The 16,374-nt window shown below is 27.5% G+C and carries 15 protein-coding genes; 4 read left to right on the top strand and 11 right to left on the bottom strand.

What is annotated here, in order from left to right; genetic code table 11:
• Positions 1–10 precede the first annotated feature (10 nt).
• On the bottom strand, positions 11–1,249 hold the full coding sequence (locus ACSIGE_RS14525; RefSeq protein ID WP_440880598.1) for a glycoside hydrolase family 43 protein: 1,239 nt from the start codon (positions 1,247–1,249) through the stop codon (positions 11–13).
• Between the two features lie 413 nt (positions 1,250–1,662).
• Positions 1,663–2,292: a 7-carboxy-7-deazaguanine synthase QueE gene (locus tag ACSIGE_RS14530; RefSeq protein WP_440880599.1), complete on the bottom strand. Its 630-nt coding sequence runs from the start codon at positions 2,290–2,292 to the stop codon at positions 1,663–1,665.
• Between the two features lie 359 nt (positions 2,293–2,651).
• Here ACSIGE_RS14530 and ACSIGE_RS14535 point away from each other — a divergent pair, with 359 nt between their 5' ends.
• Both ACSIGE_RS14535 and ACSIGE_RS14540 read left to right on the top strand, forming a co-directional pair.
• The gene (locus ACSIGE_RS14535) at positions 2,652–4,163 is read left to right on the top strand and encodes a helicase HerA-like domain-containing protein (protein WP_440880600.1); all 1,512 of its coding nucleotides are present in this window, start codon (positions 2,652–2,654) and stop codon (positions 4,161–4,163) included.
• Between the two features lie 46 nt (positions 4,164–4,209).
• A complete protein-coding gene (locus tag ACSIGE_RS14540) occupies positions 4,210–4,770 on the top strand; it encodes a hypothetical protein (RefSeq protein ID WP_440880601.1) in 561 nt (186 codons plus the stop codon).
• A 251-nt stretch (positions 4,771–5,021) separates the two neighbouring features.
• Here the strand turns inward: ACSIGE_RS14540 and ACSIGE_RS14545 are convergent, their stop codons facing one another.
• Both ACSIGE_RS14545 and ACSIGE_RS14550 read right to left on the bottom strand, forming a co-directional pair.
• The gene (locus ACSIGE_RS14545) at positions 5,022–5,708 is read right to left on the bottom strand and encodes a ZIP family metal transporter (RefSeq protein ID WP_440880602.1); all 687 of its coding nucleotides are present in this window, start codon (positions 5,706–5,708) and stop codon (positions 5,022–5,024) included.
• On the bottom strand, positions 5,705–6,436 hold the full coding sequence (locus tag ACSIGE_RS14550; RefSeq protein ID WP_440880603.1) for an SAM-dependent methyltransferase: 732 nt from the start codon (positions 6,434–6,436) through the stop codon (positions 5,705–5,707). Before ACSIGE_RS14550 ends, ACSIGE_RS14545 begins: the two co-directional genes overlap by 4 nt.
• 183 nt (positions 6,437–6,619) lie before the next feature.
• On the opposite strand from ACSIGE_RS14550, the gene ACSIGE_RS14555 reads away from it, so the two are divergent.
• Together ACSIGE_RS14555 and ACSIGE_RS14560 are read left to right on the top strand one after the other, a co-directional pair.
• Positions 6,620–7,768 carry a THUMP domain-containing class I SAM-dependent RNA methyltransferase gene (locus ACSIGE_RS14555; protein WP_440880604.1) on the top strand — a complete coding sequence of 383 codons (1,149 nt, stop codon included), beginning with the start codon at positions 6,620–6,622 and terminating at the stop codon, positions 7,766–7,768.
• 2,466 nt (positions 7,769–10,234) lie between these two features.
• Complete coding sequence (locus ACSIGE_RS14560) at positions 10,235–11,290, top strand: hypothetical protein (RefSeq protein ID WP_440880605.1); 1,056 nt, start codon at positions 10,235–10,237, stop codon at positions 11,288–11,290.
• An 879-nt stretch (positions 11,291–12,169) separates the two neighbouring features.
• On the opposite strand, the gene ACSIGE_RS14565 is transcribed toward ACSIGE_RS14560, so the two are convergent.
• The 7 genes from ACSIGE_RS14565 to ACSIGE_RS14595 are packed head-to-tail and all read right to left on the bottom strand — an operon-like array spanning position 12,170 to position 16,359.
• Positions 12,170–12,607, bottom strand: coding sequence for a lipocalin family protein (locus ACSIGE_RS14565; protein WP_440880606.1), 438 nt, complete (start codon positions 12,605–12,607; stop codon positions 12,170–12,172).
• 34 nt (positions 12,608–12,641) lie between these two features.
• Positions 12,642–12,881 carry a helix-turn-helix domain-containing protein gene (locus tag ACSIGE_RS14570; protein ID WP_440880607.1) on the bottom strand — a complete coding sequence of 80 codons (240 nt, stop codon included), beginning with the start codon at positions 12,879–12,881 and terminating at the stop codon, positions 12,642–12,644.
• A gap of 3 nt (positions 12,882–12,884) precedes the next feature.
• Entirely contained in the window at positions 12,885–13,046 is a 162-nt protein-coding gene (locus ACSIGE_RS14575) for a hypothetical protein (RefSeq protein ID WP_440880608.1), read from the bottom strand.
• A 14-nt stretch (positions 13,047–13,060) separates the two neighbouring features.
• Positions 13,061–14,659, bottom strand: a complete 1,599-nt coding sequence (locus ACSIGE_RS14580; protein WP_440880609.1) for a P-loop NTPase fold protein — start codon at positions 14,657–14,659, stop codon at positions 13,061–13,063.
• Positions 14,660–14,713: 54 nt separating this feature from the next.
• A complete protein-coding gene (locus ACSIGE_RS14585) occupies positions 14,714–15,271 on the bottom strand; it encodes a hypothetical protein (RefSeq protein ID WP_440880610.1) in 558 nt (185 codons plus the stop codon).
• 9 nt (positions 15,272–15,280) lie between these two features.
• Positions 15,281–15,553 (bottom strand): hypothetical protein, encoded by a 273-nt coding sequence (locus ACSIGE_RS14590; protein WP_440880611.1) that lies wholly within the window; start codon positions 15,551–15,553, stop codon positions 15,281–15,283.
• Between the two features lie 2 nt (positions 15,554–15,555).
• Positions 15,556–16,359 carry a hypothetical protein gene (locus tag ACSIGE_RS14595; protein ID WP_440880612.1) on the bottom strand — a complete coding sequence of 268 codons (804 nt, stop codon included), beginning with the start codon at positions 16,357–16,359 and terminating at the stop codon, positions 15,556–15,558.
• Between the last annotated feature and the right edge of the window lie 15 nt (positions 16,360–16,374).

Here is a 16,374-nt window from a genome sequence, read left to right on the forward strand (position 1 = left end):
CTTTATTTATTTACATTTTAGATGGATTTAATGCGTTTGGGGATATTTTAAGAATACCATTTGCATCGAATTTTATCTTATCCACAACAATATATCTTGTGTCGTTTTCGTTAGTGAATGTCCATTTTGGTGTAGATTTTTGATGATAAAATAAATATTCATTTCCATCATATCCTTTGAGATACGACGCATGACCGGGGCCCATAACATCTGTATGGATTTGAGATAAAAAAGGATTCTTTTCATATTTTTTAAAGGGACCAAGAGGAGAGTTTGATGTGGCATAACCTGTTGCATAACCGTTATTGAAATAAAAATCTCCTGAATAAATTAGGTAATATAAATCAAATTCTTCTTTATAAACAACTGTCGGGGCTTCTGTAATACCAAAAGGAATAATTAAAGGTCCATTTTCCCATTTTTTATCAGCTCTCATTATAAAAAATTCTTTTGAGTCAACTTTTAATGGATTCTTCATTTTTCTGACTACCATGTCATTAGTAGCATAAGGACCATTATCATAATTTGTATAGTATAAGTATAAATTTTGGTCTTTAGGGTCTCGAAATAAATGAGCATCAATACCAGAAGCAATCACACCGTGGTCTATAAATGGCCCAAAGGGAGTTGAGGATTTGGCAACACCGACTTTAAAGTTGACAGAATAATACAAATAAAACATGCCATCTGTGTGTTTGTATACATCAGGAGCCCATACATTGGGTTTATCAGAACTAAAAGCAACACCTTTATCGACCCAATCATAAAGGTTGTCTGATTCATAAACACGATACTCTCGCCCATTAGAAGTTGGATAGAGATAGTACTTGCCATTATGCTTAATAACACATGGGTCTGCTAGTCCTTTTTTACTAATTATAGGGTTGTGCGAATTGTAGTCAAATGCATAGCGATCTGAATGAAGTCTACCAAAAAAGTCGCCGAAAAAGTCAGAAAATAATCTAAATAAAAAATTATCGGTTAAGTTATCAAGTGTTAAAATACTTGTTTTTTGAGAAGAATTATTGTAGGTGTCGATGTAGGTTTTTAGATCTTTAAATAGCTTTTTTCTATCAGAAGCAGTATAGTTTTTAAGTTCATTTTCTAAGATTTTCTGAAAAGCTTTTGACTCAAAATTATCGACTTCATTAGATGTATTATTTTCAAATTGTTCTTTTGAGCAACTAAAATGAATTAAGAAGCAGCATGTAAAGATAAGAGCATAAAATCTCTTTGTAAATATTGTCATTTTATTTTTATATTTTGTTTTTTATAAAAATATGTTAAAAAAACAAACTACCTGATTTTAAGTGTTTTAGTTTTTGTAATAAATGCAATTTTAAGATTTCATTCTTCTTTAACTAAGTAGATAATCTAATTGTTTTTAAAGAAAAGTTGTTTTCTAGGTGCGTTTATAATAGATAAAGGTAAAGTGAATCTGACTGTTTAGGCTACTTATTTATTCAAGTATCCTTATATTTGAGAGTCATTTTATTTTTTATGTAACTATTTATACACGTTTCTAAGAAATTACCTCAAGGAAAGCCATTGTTTTTATTTAGAAAATGTGACAAATTCTAAATAAAAAAATAAGCTTTTTAAGTAGAATGGAGTTTCACAGTTTTGTAAGTTATGTTTTATATTAGCAAATATTGTTGTCAATTAAGGAATATTTAAATACTTATGAGTCTGTAATGATATTCTCCACTTAGGATTTTTCATAACATAATCAATTATCAAAGGAGTCATTTTTTCTTTCTTACTCCACTCTGGTTGTAAAAATAATTGACATTTTGTATTAACCTTTTTTGACTGCTCTTCTGCAAATAAAAAATCACTTTTATTATGAATGATCATTTTTAGTTCATTTGCTTCATTGTAACTTTTTTCTAATGGGAGTTTCGTTTTTTTTGGAGACAAGCAAAACCAATCCCAATTACCAGAAAATGAATAAGCGCCTGACGTTTCTATATGAGTCTTGATATGGTAACTTTTTAGTCTATTTGTCAAATAATCTAAATTCCACATTAATGGTTCCCCTCCAGTAACAACAACCGTTTTAGCATATTTTTTTGTGTTTTCAACAATAATATCAGCATGTGTTGGAGGGTGAATTGCGGCATTCCAACTTTCTTTTACATCACACCAATGACAACCAATATCGCAACCACCTATTCGAATAAAATATGCTGCAGTACCCGTATGAGCTCCTTCTCCTTGAATTGTATAAAACTCTTCCATTAATGGAAGCATTTCGCCTTTATTTACTAATTCTTTCGTCTTATTATCCATCTACTTTAAAATTTGATTTAGGTATCTTCCAATAAAATAAATCGGATGCAAAGGTAGTTCTTGTATGTTTATTTTAAGATAAATATTTATGGAAAATTCATTTTAATCTTGTTTAGACTAAAGAGAGTACTAAATTACTAATATGTTTTGTCAAAAATTATTAAAATCATTAACTGTTTTGTTAAAATAAAGATTAATACGAAATTGTGTTTGCTTATTATCTATTAGTTCAGATACACTTATAAAACATAATCTTGTAAAAGAGAATAGTTTGTATGGAGTTAATTTTATCAAGATTTTTAGAATCTTGTATTTGATTTGAAGCAATAAATAGTATTTTTATCAAAATTTAAACTACAATGAGTAATAAAAAGGCTTTTTTTAATCACATTGAGGAAGGATATGCTTGTAAAGGTGATTATTTAACTTTAGGTGCTGGTATGTTAGAAGAAGAAACAATAACAAAAGCATTTGTAAATATTCCTCTAAAAACAATAAATCGCCATGGTTTAATTGCTGGTGCTACTGGAACAGGTAAAACAAAAACATTACAGGTTTTAGCCGAAAATATGTCAGAAAAAGGAATTCCTGTATTACTTATGGATGTCAAAGGAGATCTCAGTGGTTTAGCTCAAAAAAGTTCAGGACATGTAAAAATAGATGAACGACATGAAAAAATAGGGATTTCATTTGATGCTAAAAAATTTCCTGTTGAAGTTTTGACAATTTCAGAGCAAGATGGAGTCAGGTTAAGAGCAACAGTGTCAGAATTTGGTCCAGTACTTCTTTCAAGAATATTAGACCTTACAGAAACTCAAGCAGGTATAGTAGCTATTATATTTAAATATTGCGATGATAATCAGTTGCCACTGCTAGATTTGAAAGATTTTAAAAAAATACTACAGTTTATAACAAATGAAGGAAAAGAGGATATACAAAAAGAGTATGGAAGAATATCTTCCTCTAGTACAGGAGCAATTTTAAGAAAAATAGTTGAAATAGAGCAGCAAGGAGGTGATTTGTTTTTTGGAGAGAGGTCTTTTGATGTTGAAGATTTAACACGTATTGACAATGATGGTAAAGGAATTATCTCAATTTTAAGACTGACTGATATCCAGGATAAGCCTAAGCTATTTTCCACTTTTATGTTGCAGTTACTAGCGGAGGTTTATGAAACTTTTCCAGAAAAGGGAGATAGTGGAAGCCCAGAGCTTGTTATATTTATTGATGAAGCACACTTGGTTTTTGATGAGGCATCAAAATCTTTATTAAGTCAGATTGAAAGTATTGTAAAACTTATAAGATCAAAAGGGATAGGATTGTATTTTGTAACACAAAACCCCAAAGACATACCTGAAGATGTTTTGGCTCAGTTGGGTATGAAAATTCAACATTCTTTAAGAGCTTTTACAGCCAAGGACAGGAAAGCTTTAAAGTTAGCTTCTGAGAATTATCCAGATTCTGAATACTACAAAACCGAAGAAGTTTTAACTCAATTGGGAATTGGAGAAGCTTTAGTTTCTGTATTAAACGAAAAAGGAATTCCAACACCTCTAGTAAGAACTATGCTAAGAGCTCCAATGAGTAGAATGGGTATTTTAACCGATAAAGAACTTAATGAACTTATAGGAAATTCACAATTAGCTAAAAAATACAATGATATTGTAGACAGAGAAAGTGCTTATGAAATGTTAAACAAGAAAATTGAAAGATTAAACAAAGAAGAAGAAAAAAATAAAGTAAATACAAAACCAGTAAGGAGAACATCCGCTTCTTCAAAGAGATCAACACCTATGAATCCCGTTGTAAAAGTACTTACAAGTGCTACTTTTATAAGGAGTGTGTTTGGGATATTAAAAAAAATAATTTAAGAACAATTTTAATAAAAAAAAAAACGTTATAAATAAAATTAATTACATGATAAAACTATTTAAAACACTAACAATTACAATTATAACTTTGACTTTTATTCACTGCAATAACAGCAGGTTTAATGTATCAAAGGGAAATGTGGGTAATTTAACTACAAAAACTAAAATAAATGAAATTGATGTTATTTTCGAAAACGATTCTATCGTAAAAATTTTAAGTGAAGGAGAAAAAGGAGAATATGATCTCAGTGAGGACGATAAGTATGAAATTTATGAAAAAGGAGGAAAACATTTACTTACTATAATTCCTAAAGATCAGCTAGATTTAAACTCAACAATTAAGAGTATCGAAATTTTTGATGAACGATTTCAAACTAAAACAGGTTTGAATATAAACTCTGATTTTCAAGAAATAAACGCGAACAATAACATAACTAAAGTAGAAACTTCTTTTTCCTCAGCTACGCTTTTTATTGATGATTTAAATGCTACTATTTCAATTGATAAATCTGACCTTGGATTAAAAGAGTTTAGTATGCAGAAAGTAAGCATTGATCAAATACCAGATTTAGCTAAAATTAAGTCTTTTACAATATGGTTTAACTAAAACTATGATAAAAAATTCTGGCTTATGTCTATTGTTGGTGTTAATTAAAATATTATTATAAACATAAGCCTTTGTTTTATTGAACATAAAGGTATACTAATTGAAAAATTATTGGTTCTTAATTATACTATTTTAAAAGTAAATTAATGATTAATTTGATTTAAGCTTAAAAATTGTTACATATTACTTTAAAGAATGTCTTTTTATTTTTCCTGACAAAGAAAATGAGTACTGTAATCTAAAAAAAATTACTAAAGGGTTAGTATAGTTAATAATATACCGAAAATTATAGCAGTAAATTTTTGAATGTTAAATTTATGATTTTCTGAACTTTCAAATAGAATTATTGTAGATATATGGAAGAAAATACCAATTGTAAAAGCGGTAATTTCAGAATGAAGTTTATGAATAAGTTTAGAGTGCTCAGATATTAGAATTCCAAGAGGACTCATTAGTGAAAAGAAAATTAAGAAAAATAAAATTGTTTTTTTGGAGTATTTTAATTTCAATAAAAATGTTGTTAATATAATAGCTATTGGTATTTTATGAATAAAAATAGCCCAAAGTAAATTGCTTTGATGACCACTATGTTCATGAATGGGCAACCCCTCTGTAAAGGCATGTATGCTTAAGCTTATAAATAATAGCTTAGGAAAATTTTTTTTATTTAGTGGTAAATGGATATGACCATGTTCAGCACCTTTTGAGAAAGATTCAAGTATTGATTGTAATAAAATTCCAAATAATATTAATATTCCAATTGTTTTAGGAGTATTTGAATCCAAATAGACTTCTGGAAGTAAATGTAAGACAGTAACAGAAAGTAAATAAGAACCACTAAAGGCTAAAAGTAAACTTATAAACTGTTTTGTTGGTTGAATAAATAAAACAATAAATGCTCCAACCAAAACCGATAAAATCAATAAAATAGAACTCATTCAGCTATAAGGATTAATCTATCCGAATTTAATTTTTCAAATTTGTTTAAAGAATAGTCGCCAAATATATGCTTAATTTTTAAACCAGCGGAATCAAAATAACGACGCATTTTATTAAGTGATAATAGCTTTACCTGTTCAGTATATGAGTATAGTTTGTTACTTGCTTTAAAATCAATGTGTTTTAATATGTAGTCATTTTTGATTTCTTTCTTTATTTTAAACTTAATCCCATCGATTGTTTTTTCCTCGTAAGGTATTAATGTCCTTTTAACTTTATCAACATTTAAAAAGTCTAGTACTAATTTACCTTTATTTTTTTTCAATGCTTTTTTAAAATTATTCAATACTAAAATATCTTCTCGATCATCTTTAAAGTACCCAAAACTTGTAAATAAATTAAAAATAACATTGTAGTCATTTTCCATAGGAGTTCTCATATCCCAAACCTCAAATTTTAATGTTTCATTTTCGAATTTTCTTGCGTACTCAATACTGTTTGGACTTAAGTCTCCCCCGTGAACATTAAAGCCAAGAGAATTTAGAAATAAAGAGTGTCTTCCTTTTCCACAAGGAATATCAGCAACCCAATCATTTTCTTTAATATTCAAAAACGAGGTTATGTTTTTAATGAAAAACTGAGCATCACTGTTATTTCTGTGCTTGTATAGTATGTGATAATATGGTGTATTGAACCATTCGGTAAACCAATCTTGTTTTGCTTCCATAGTAAAAAGTGTCGACAAAAATACGTAAAACTTGCAGTTTAACTATAAATCATTCGTTAAAAATCAATATATTCTTAGAATAAATGAAATAATGATTTTTTATAAATGTAAGAACTTAATTACCTATAATATTATTGATAGATTTTAAATTAATAGTACTTTTGTTTTGAATAAATAATGTACATGGAGAAAGATTTTAAAATGACAGCTATAACTATTGCTGGGTTAGAAGGGGTTTTAGCAGATGAGTTACGCAAATTGGGAGCAATGCAAGTTGCAGAAGGGGTTAGAAATGTTAGCTTCAGAGGAGATAAAGGGTTTATGTATAAAGCTAATATAGCATTGCGTACGGCTATAAGAATATTAAAACCAATAAAACGGAGTAAGATTTTTGATGAAGAAGATTTATATGAAGCAATACAAAGAATTAAATGGGAGCGTTATCTTGACGTAGAAGGAACATTTTCTATTGGAGCAGTTGTTAATTCAAAAAATTTCACTTCAAACTCTCATTATATTAGTTTAAAGTCAAAAGATGCTATTGCAGATTATTTTAATCATAAATTTAAGAAAAGGCCAAATGTAGATTTGAAATACCCAGATTTAAAAGTACATATTCATATCCATCAAGAGTGGCTAACAGTATCATTGGATTCTTCAGGAGAATCACTCCATAAAAGAGGTTATAGAAGTGCAACTAACATTGCTCCAATAAATGAGGTTTTAGCAGCTGGTTTAGTATTATTATCAGGATACAAAGGAGAAGAAAATTTTATTGACCCTATGTGTGGTTCTGGCACATTATTGATAGAAGCTACTATGATTGCTAATAATATACCAGCGAATATTAATAGAAAACATTTTGCCTTTGAGAATTGGAATGATTATGATGAAGATTTGTATTTTGTTATTCAAGATTCTCTTTTAAAAAAAATAAGAAGTTCTCATTTTAAAATCATGGGCTTTGATAAAGCTCCGTCAGCTGTAAAAAAAGCCAAACAAAATATTATAAATGCTAATTTAGATGAGTTTATAGGTGTACATCATGTAAATTTTTTTAATTCAAAAAAAGAGGTTTTTGGTAAAACAACAATACTTTTTAACCCTCCATATGGAGAACGATTGAATATCGAGGTAGAAGAGTTCTATAGAAAAATAGGAGATACTTTAAAACACAACTATACTAATTCAACTGCATGGTTAATAACCTCAGACATAAAAGCTTTAAAAAATGTAGGTCTTAGAACTTCGAAAAGAATACCTTTAAAAAACGGTGATTTGGACTGTAGATTTGTTAGGTACGAGCTTTATGAAGGAAGCAAAAAGAAATAATTAATAACTATTAAAATAATAATCACGAAAATTATTTCGGTTGTTAGGTAGCGCTTATTTAATTGAAGAGTATAATTTATATGTTTGCATCATAGTTACTTTTATTAAAAAAACGTTGAGTTTTGAGTTATATCCTATTTATTTATAAGAGGTGATTCAAGAACTCTAAATATCCCTTTTTAGAAGTATTACAGTAGTGTAAATATTTTTAAAAATTAAAATAATCAATTGTCTTAACGTATAATATTGTTTTTATTACATGGAATAATTAAAGTGTAATAAATACTGCGTATTAACGCTTTCTTAAGAAAGGTTTTTAATAAATAGTTAGAAAGTTTGATCAACACGCAGTTTAAAAACATATTTAATATAAAGTAAATAATTGAAATAAGAAAATGTTTTTTTTAAAATAAAATTACTTATTTAAGTTTGCTACTTGAGAATCTTTTCAATAAATCATTTTGTACATTATTTGAATACTCATATTAGAGGATAAAATTTTCATGTTTAAAAGTCAATTTTCATTAGTTGGTGTCGTAACTAGATAAACAGATCAGATTAAGTTGAATACGTTAAAATTTAAATAAAACAAAAAAACGAAAGAGTTTTAGTGCAATGCATATTTTATTATAGTCAATAATTATAGATATACTTTTATTTTTTAAAGAGAAAACGGAACTCTTCTTTTTCTAGCTAAATTTATTTTCATTGAAAATTGATTAAAAGATTCTTATCATTTTTAGAAGCTATTTCGAGATTACAAATATTCAAAAAAAGTTTAATTTGCCCTTTTGACAAATTTTTATACTTATTTTCGTGTTAATAAAAGCTTAAAAAAGTACGACATATGTACAACATCTATGTTTCATTATTTTTATTTTTTTATTTTTTAAAATATTTGAATATGAGTGTTTTATGTGGTTCAGACTGTTGCTTATAATAGTTGTAACATTTATTCAATGATTAAATTTGAGATTAACACACTTTAATAGGCTATATAAATATACTACACATGGTCAATTTTTCTTTTTTAAGTAATAATTTTGTAGAGTGGTTAAATTATTATAGTCAAGATCTATTATTTACCTTTTTCATAGGAAAAGAAATATTTTAAATTCCTTGAACAAAAGTTGTTTTTTTAACTCTCAAAAAAGAACCTGCTCAAAGAACTCGAGCAGGTTAAAATAAAATAAAAAATAAATATCTTAGATTGTTTCTAAGAGAATACAAATTAACAACTTATTATTAAATATACAAATAAGTAGTATCACTATTTTTAGTACAGTGATTACCATTAGTGTTTATGGGGGTTTTTGATAGGTTTTGGCTAATAATTTTGATTTTTTTTTCATTATTAGTGATATAAAACTCCTTATAGATTTCTAAAAAGGACTGTTTTAGAGTTTGAAAAATCTACAAAACACTGTTTACATCTTATTTGCGATCATAAAATTATATTGCTTATAATTTTATGCTAAGAATTTATTTGGTGAAAATGTTGCAAAATAATTATGCTCATTAGTACTATGTTTGCAGTCTTTTGAATATTTAAAATTAATAGTATCCAAAGTATCATATATAAGAAAAACAATAAGTTATATAATGAACTAATATGAGAGGTAATTGTAAGTTTGTGCGTGGTAATAACAACTAAAAGCTTTTTATGACTTAAATATTTTTATAAAGTTTAAACATAAATAAAAGTAACAGCCATCATTAATCATAATAAAGTTTAGAATAATTAATTTGACGGCTATTAAAAAATTAAATGTTCAAGATTTTGTGTTATAGTTTAGCTTATAACATCTTACAGTTGTAAAAGTATTTTATTTTTTTAAATTGAAATTAGGTGTAGTATTTTTGAAGTATTTGTATTTAATAATAAAAGCTATCAGAATTACATATTGAGTGTCATTTTATTCTGATAGCATAAGACAAATAGCTTTAATTATTCAAAATGAATAATTAATTTAATCACACTTTAAATTTAATACTTAATTGTCAATTAGCTATTAACAAATGTTAATGAACTTTTTTTATCTATAATTTAAAAATATTTTTTCAAAGTATTAATCGGCTGAATAGTTATCTTCCTTTTAGAAAAATTGCCAAATCTTGTTGAGAGCTCTAGTTTGCATCGATTAATCAGCCCTATGGTTACCCCAAATTATCTCTAAATTGTTTGGTCTTACTCCCAGATTTTAATAGTCCTTCTATAATTACCTTTAATTGTTATCATATTTTTTACTATAATCTATTATATAAATACTTTATGGGCTCTAAAAAAATCGCCACAACAAAGGTAGACACTCCTTTGTTTTTGTGTAAGATTAGTTGATAAATAAAAATAAACTCCTATAAAACATACAAGTATCGAATTTATTTGGTATAATTTTTGTATTTTTTTAAAAAAAACAGCTATTGTTAGTGTGTATGTAATTGCTATTGTTTTTTAAATTTAAAATTATGAATAAAAAAATATTTACAATTATTGCTATTTGGTTTATGGGTTTTAAGCTTAATTCTCAAAGTTTATCTATAAATTTTAATTATCAAGACGGTACTATAAATACAATTTATAAAAGCATAGACAAATATGTTTTTAAATTAAGCGAAAAGGGTGAATTAATCAGTATTTATGCTTTTAATTCACAAACCCAGGCCACTCGATTTTTAAATAGACCTGATTTTAATAGCATCCCCACTCATCATTTTGTTTTATCTAGAATAGGTTTTTATGTAAGTAATTTTAGCTCCATAGATTATATAGACTCTTATAATTCTGAAAATCGAGGTAAAATAAAGCAAATTAATGATATAACTTTTGATTATTATTCTTCTCATACAACAAGTCCTGGCAATGTAAATAGACTTTCAAGGATTCGAAATATAGCCATTAGATATGATAATATGGGTAGAGTGACTCGATTAGGAACCTTTAATATAAGATATTTTTCTTCATACTATTCAAATACGGGAAAAATTAGATCACTGGGTTCAGTTAATGTAGATTATTTTTCTTCATATAATTCTGTAAATGTTGGAAAGGTTCAACGTATTGGTCAAGTAAGAATTAATTTCTTCAATCGTTCTAACGGTTCTGCTAAGCAAGGTAAATTTAAAAGTATAATAGGTAATGACGATAGATTTGTTTTTGTTAATTCTATAAATAACCTAAACAATAATCAGGAACCATCTCCTATTAATAGTCCTACAGAATTTCAAAATAATTCTTTAAATAACAGACAAACAAGACCTAATGCAAATGAATTGTTAGAGGGTTTAAATAGTGAAGAATTTTTACAAAAGTCTAAGGAAGATTTTAAAAACTTTTCAGATACTTTTATACAAAACTCCATTAATCAGCAAAGAAGTGCTGAAGAAGATTTAGAAAGATCTATGAATAAATACAGTAAAGAGGAGTTATTATTTCTGTATGAGTTGAGAAAAAAAAGAAGAGAAGAAAGAAAAAAAAGAAGGGCAGAAAGAAAAAAAAGAAGAGAGGAGAAATTAAATAAATAAACGATATACTCTATATACTTAAGTTGAGTTTATTGTTAAAAAAAGCATGTTTTTTGCGGTAACTGTATTTATTAATTTATGATAAATGTGGCATTTTATCTATAACAAATTGTTTTTTTGCTTTTCAAACGTAAACTTATTTTGCAACTTTTTCAATTCTACATATTTGTGTAGTTGTTATATTCAAAATTACAAAATCAATATACTACTTAATTTTTAAGTAAGGACTAAATAGGTGTAATTTGTTAAAAATTTGACTCGTATTGTTCTTTGTTTTTTAAAAAAGTTTAAATATCATATGTAAATAAAACATGCTTATAGCTTGTTTTCCTATAAGTTCTTTCATGTTTAGGTAATATGAAATCATTAGAAGCTATAAAAAAAACCTAATGAACAAAGTTGCAAAGCGGCTTATAAAGCGAACAAAATAAGGCAAGGGATTACCTGTTGAAAATGTGGTATTACAGCTCACTATTGGAAGTGATACCGAGAGCAAATAGAATGTAAAAAGTGTAAACACCGTACTAAATTAAAAATCGGTACAGTGATGTAAAGTAGTAAGTAACCTTTTCAATATTGGTCTATAGCTATGCATTTTATTATGAGTACAAAGAAATCATTCTCAGAAATAGAGATTTAACATCAATTAGGATATAAAAATTCACGAGCCTATTTGATATATGGTTCACAAACTACGAAGTGCTATGAAGCTTAGATACGATTAGTATCAGCTTGAAAAACGAGATAGAACTTGGTGAGGGCTTTTTTGAAACTGTTTCGATAATAAATTAGTTTGTTTTTTATTAATGTTTTATTTCTAGGGGGTTATGTTTGTTTATTCTCAGTTTTTTGACGACCATTTGAAGACAGTGAAAGAGCTTAAAAAGCTCTTTTCCAAACGTCTTTGATTCCTGGGAACTCTCCAGATACTTCGTTCACCTCGTCCACTATCTCTGTAAATTCAAAAGTATTTTCATCAGGAAAGTTAATCCATGCTTGTTTTTGATAATCTCCGTCGTAAATAATCATTCTATCATCGGTTAAATCAAATCTGGTCGTCTTGGTGCCATTTTCTTTGCACTCCCCATTTATAATTTCGAAATTAATGTAGTCATATGTGCCCGTCGGTTTAATAATAAGAGTTCCTTTTTTCGAACACTCATCAATATCTAATGATTTTCCGTTCTCATCAAGTCTTTTGGTGAGTTTCCATGAGCCATAAATAAGCTCTTTATTTTTATTAGTTGATTTTTCGCTTTCACTACTGCATGATAAAGTTAAGGCTATTAATCCAACTAATGCTATCAATTTTTTCATTGTCTTTTACTTTTTTGGTTTTAATAATTTTTGTTTAATGTTCGATAAAATCTATAGAGCAATTTAAGCGATCTAAAATAAGACTTAATGTTTTAAGATTTGGCTCTCTTTTTCCATTTTCTATATCGTTTAAATAACTATTTTGAGACTCACTTCCATAAATAAGAATAGAAAATTTTCGAATTGAAAGTCCTTTCGCAATTCTTTTTTCTTTTAAGAATTGCGAAAATTTAGCTCCTATTTCACTAGTTGTTTTTTCGTTTTTTTGTTCCATTGCTTATTCGATTGTTAATGCTTTTATTTCTACTGTATTTATTTTCGAATCGTCTGTATAAAACAATTTTCCAATCGAAAATTGTTTTCTTATTTCAGGGGTTGTACCCGTAACTCGGTGTTTGTGTATACAACCATCAGAATAAAATATTGTCGCTGTTCTCATTTTTGATTTGTAAATTATTCTATTTCTTTATCTAATGTGATGTACTTTTCAAATGCATTTTTTACTAGTTGAGTAAAAGGAAGGTTAATTGAAATTGTGTCATTTTTTCCGTACCAATCTATTTCATGTTTATTATAGTTAATTTTATGTATTGTTGCAGTTCTGACACGGTTCTGTCTTGAAAATTCTTGTATGTAATCAATTTGTAGTTTTAAATCAGTATCAGTGAAATTGACATGTTTTTTATCTGAAAAACCTTTTTGTTTATGTTCTAGAAAAGGAATTATATATGATAAAATATAAAAATGAGTAAAACTAATTCTTTTTAAAGGTTTTTTTTGAATCAATTTATCAAGTGCTATTTTAACATTGTTAATTGATCCAAAAAATAATGTTAAAAGTTCAAAGATTGATAAAAGAGGAAATAATCTATTTGACATTGTTTTTAAATCACTTGAATAATAGAAATTAAAATATTCAAAAGAATATTTTTTTCCATATAATTTCAACAAGTTACGCATACTAAGGAGGTCAGAATTTATAAATTCAAAAAGTAGCTCTCTCAAAAGGTAAGTGCCTATGTTATTTTCATCTTTTAGATTTAAAACACTATCTGAGATACCAATTGTTTCGAGTGAATTTAAAACATAGTTTACAGTTTCATAAGTAATTTTTGTATTATTTAAATAAAAAATTTCTCTACTATAAAACTTGTCAATATAACCAGTAAAGTCAACATTAGCTCCATACTTAGTATGGAAGATGTTTCTAATGTTTTCTACATCACAAACTAGAATTATTTTATCAACTCCAAACTTATTGCCGTTTTCACCTTCTAAATCAAAGTGACAAGCAAATACATTTAAAATCCTAAAAATATGTTCAGGATCCAGTCTGTCTAAATCGTCAATAACTAAAACAACTTCTTTTTCATCTTCTGTTTCTTTATTTTTAAGCTTTTCAATTAAGATAGATATTAATTGAGTTATTCTATTTTCTTCATAGATAGAACCAATTTTTTCTGTGAATTCTTTTGAAAAATCAGTTAATTCTTTTTTCTCATCAATATTGACTTCTTTATTGTGTTTTTTGATGTTATCGTTTATCTCCTTTATGCTCTCATAAATGCCACTAATGGTTTTTCCTATTTTTACCGCATTCTTTGCGAGGATTGAAGCAGTATCTAAAAAGTTATCTTTTAAATAGTGTTCAGATGATAGTAATAAAGAAAAGTCCGTTTTTTCGAAGTCAATTTTTTTAGAAAGAAGATTAAATGCTAAATCGTTTTTAATATACTCTATTACGTCGTCATTTTTTGAAATGGAATAGTTTACTGGCGATAATTTTAATGCTACATACTTATCTTTATTTTCTTTAAAAAACTCTTTTATAAAGTGAGTTTTTCCTATCCCGAAAACGCCAGATAAAATAGTTTTGTCGTTGAAAGGAATGTTTAAGTGATCATAAAACCTTGAGTTCTCATTAGAGTTTTTAATTGGTTCTATTCCTGTTTTTATTTCTTTTTTTATTTCTTTTTTTGTTTCTATTTCTGGATTCATTTCTCTTTTTTGTTGATTATCAATTCTTTTTTTTAAAATTAAAATGGGAAGCAATATAGTTAAATTAATGAGTGGGGGGGAAGTCAATTTTCTAGCCTTTAACTATGTTTAAGCTCGTGTTTTTATTTCCGCTTGATAGTTTTCTAGAAACTTCTTTTTGTCGTCTTCTTTCAAGTACTGGAAGAATGCTGTGCCTTCTGGTTCATAGCTAGTTTCAATCACGTCTGGAAGTTCATCTTCGAAGACTTTCATTATGAATAAATGATAATCTCTTATAGAATGGTATTCCCAATATTTAAAACAATTATCATTACATTCTCCGTTTGATATTTCAGCCCATCCTCCAAAATCGCAGCCGCCTTCTTCATAGTCATATTCAATATGTAGTTTTGGGAATTCTTTACTTAAGGTTGTGAAAAGTGGTAGAGCTGGACTCCATGCACTGTCTCCAGTTATTGTTAAAGTTTCTTCGTCTGTTTTGTCTAAATCAATACAAAACCAACGTGTTCCAAGTTCTGTGTAATAATCCTTTATTTCGTCTTTTTGTAATAGTTTAGTGAAGCAAACAAAGTCATTATCTAAACTTTTTTCTATTCTTTCGTGTAGGGTATTTATGTCTTCTTTGTTTCCTTGAATTGCTATATAGTTGCTGCAGTAATTTGCCATGATGTTTATTTATTTTTTGTCAAGTCCTAATTCTTCGGCATGAAAATCGATAGCAAACCGGATTTGATCAATTGTTGCTTCATTGCAAAGGGCTTCTTCTAGTACTTCCATTGCTTCCTCCTCTGTACATTCATATTTGTTTTGTACATCTTTAATTTGCCATAGATTTAAGGTTTGAGATTCAGGGCAGATTTCTGGCATACTTTCCTTGCTATTTATTAACAACCCTTTTAAGTTATCTATCTCTTTTGGGTTTCCCCTTAGTATTATTTTTTTACGCATTTTCAAGCTGTTTTGTTGTGATTAAATATTGAATACTGTATGTTTTGATCTTTTCTTTTTAATTTAGGAGATTCGGAGAAATCGAAATTGACTATTTCAACTTGTGGGCTTACTCCTTTCCATTCATTTAAGTATAGTGAAGTATCTAATCCTAAATTAAATTCATATTCTAAATCAGTTTCTTTTATGAATTTTTTTACTTTGGGAGATGGGTCAACCCTTGTTAAACCTTGTTTTCCAGAATACTCAAAGGGAGTGCTCATTTGAGGTAAAATAAACGTTCCGTATTTGCTTATTTTTGATGCTATTTCAATTGTTTTTAGTTCAAACTCTGAGCCTTTGTAGTTTAGTTTAGTCTTAGTTTCTGATGTAGATTTAATTTTGCCAAATGGAGGGTTTGAAATTGATTGAAAAAAATTAGATCCAGCCTTTAGCAAAGTGTTTTCATCTAAAATGTTGCCTTCGATCCAGTTTGCTTCTGGTAACAGTTTTTTACCCACTCTTATGTAACCAGGATTTAATTCAATACATGTTACATTGCATTTTCTATAGTGATAAGCAAAAAAGGATAAGGTTCCTATTCCAGCACATAAGTCTATTATGTCACTGTCTGAATAAATTTCTAAAGAAAAATCATTTGCAAGACCTTGAGGAGTAAAAAAAGCGCCAGTTTTTGAATTCATATTTAATGCTCCTTCTTGCCAGTTCTTAAAGACAAATAGCTTTTCATCAAATGTAAGGTTGTCTTTTTTTAGTATCTCCTCTGATTGTTCGTGTAGTTTTATTTCTTTTTTAGATAGTTTCATAGTAAAAATATTTTA

The organism is Tenacibaculum profundi, assembly GCF_052050075.1.
Taxonomy (GTDB): Bacteria; Bacteroidota; Bacteroidia; order Flavobacteriales; family Flavobacteriaceae; genus Polaribacter.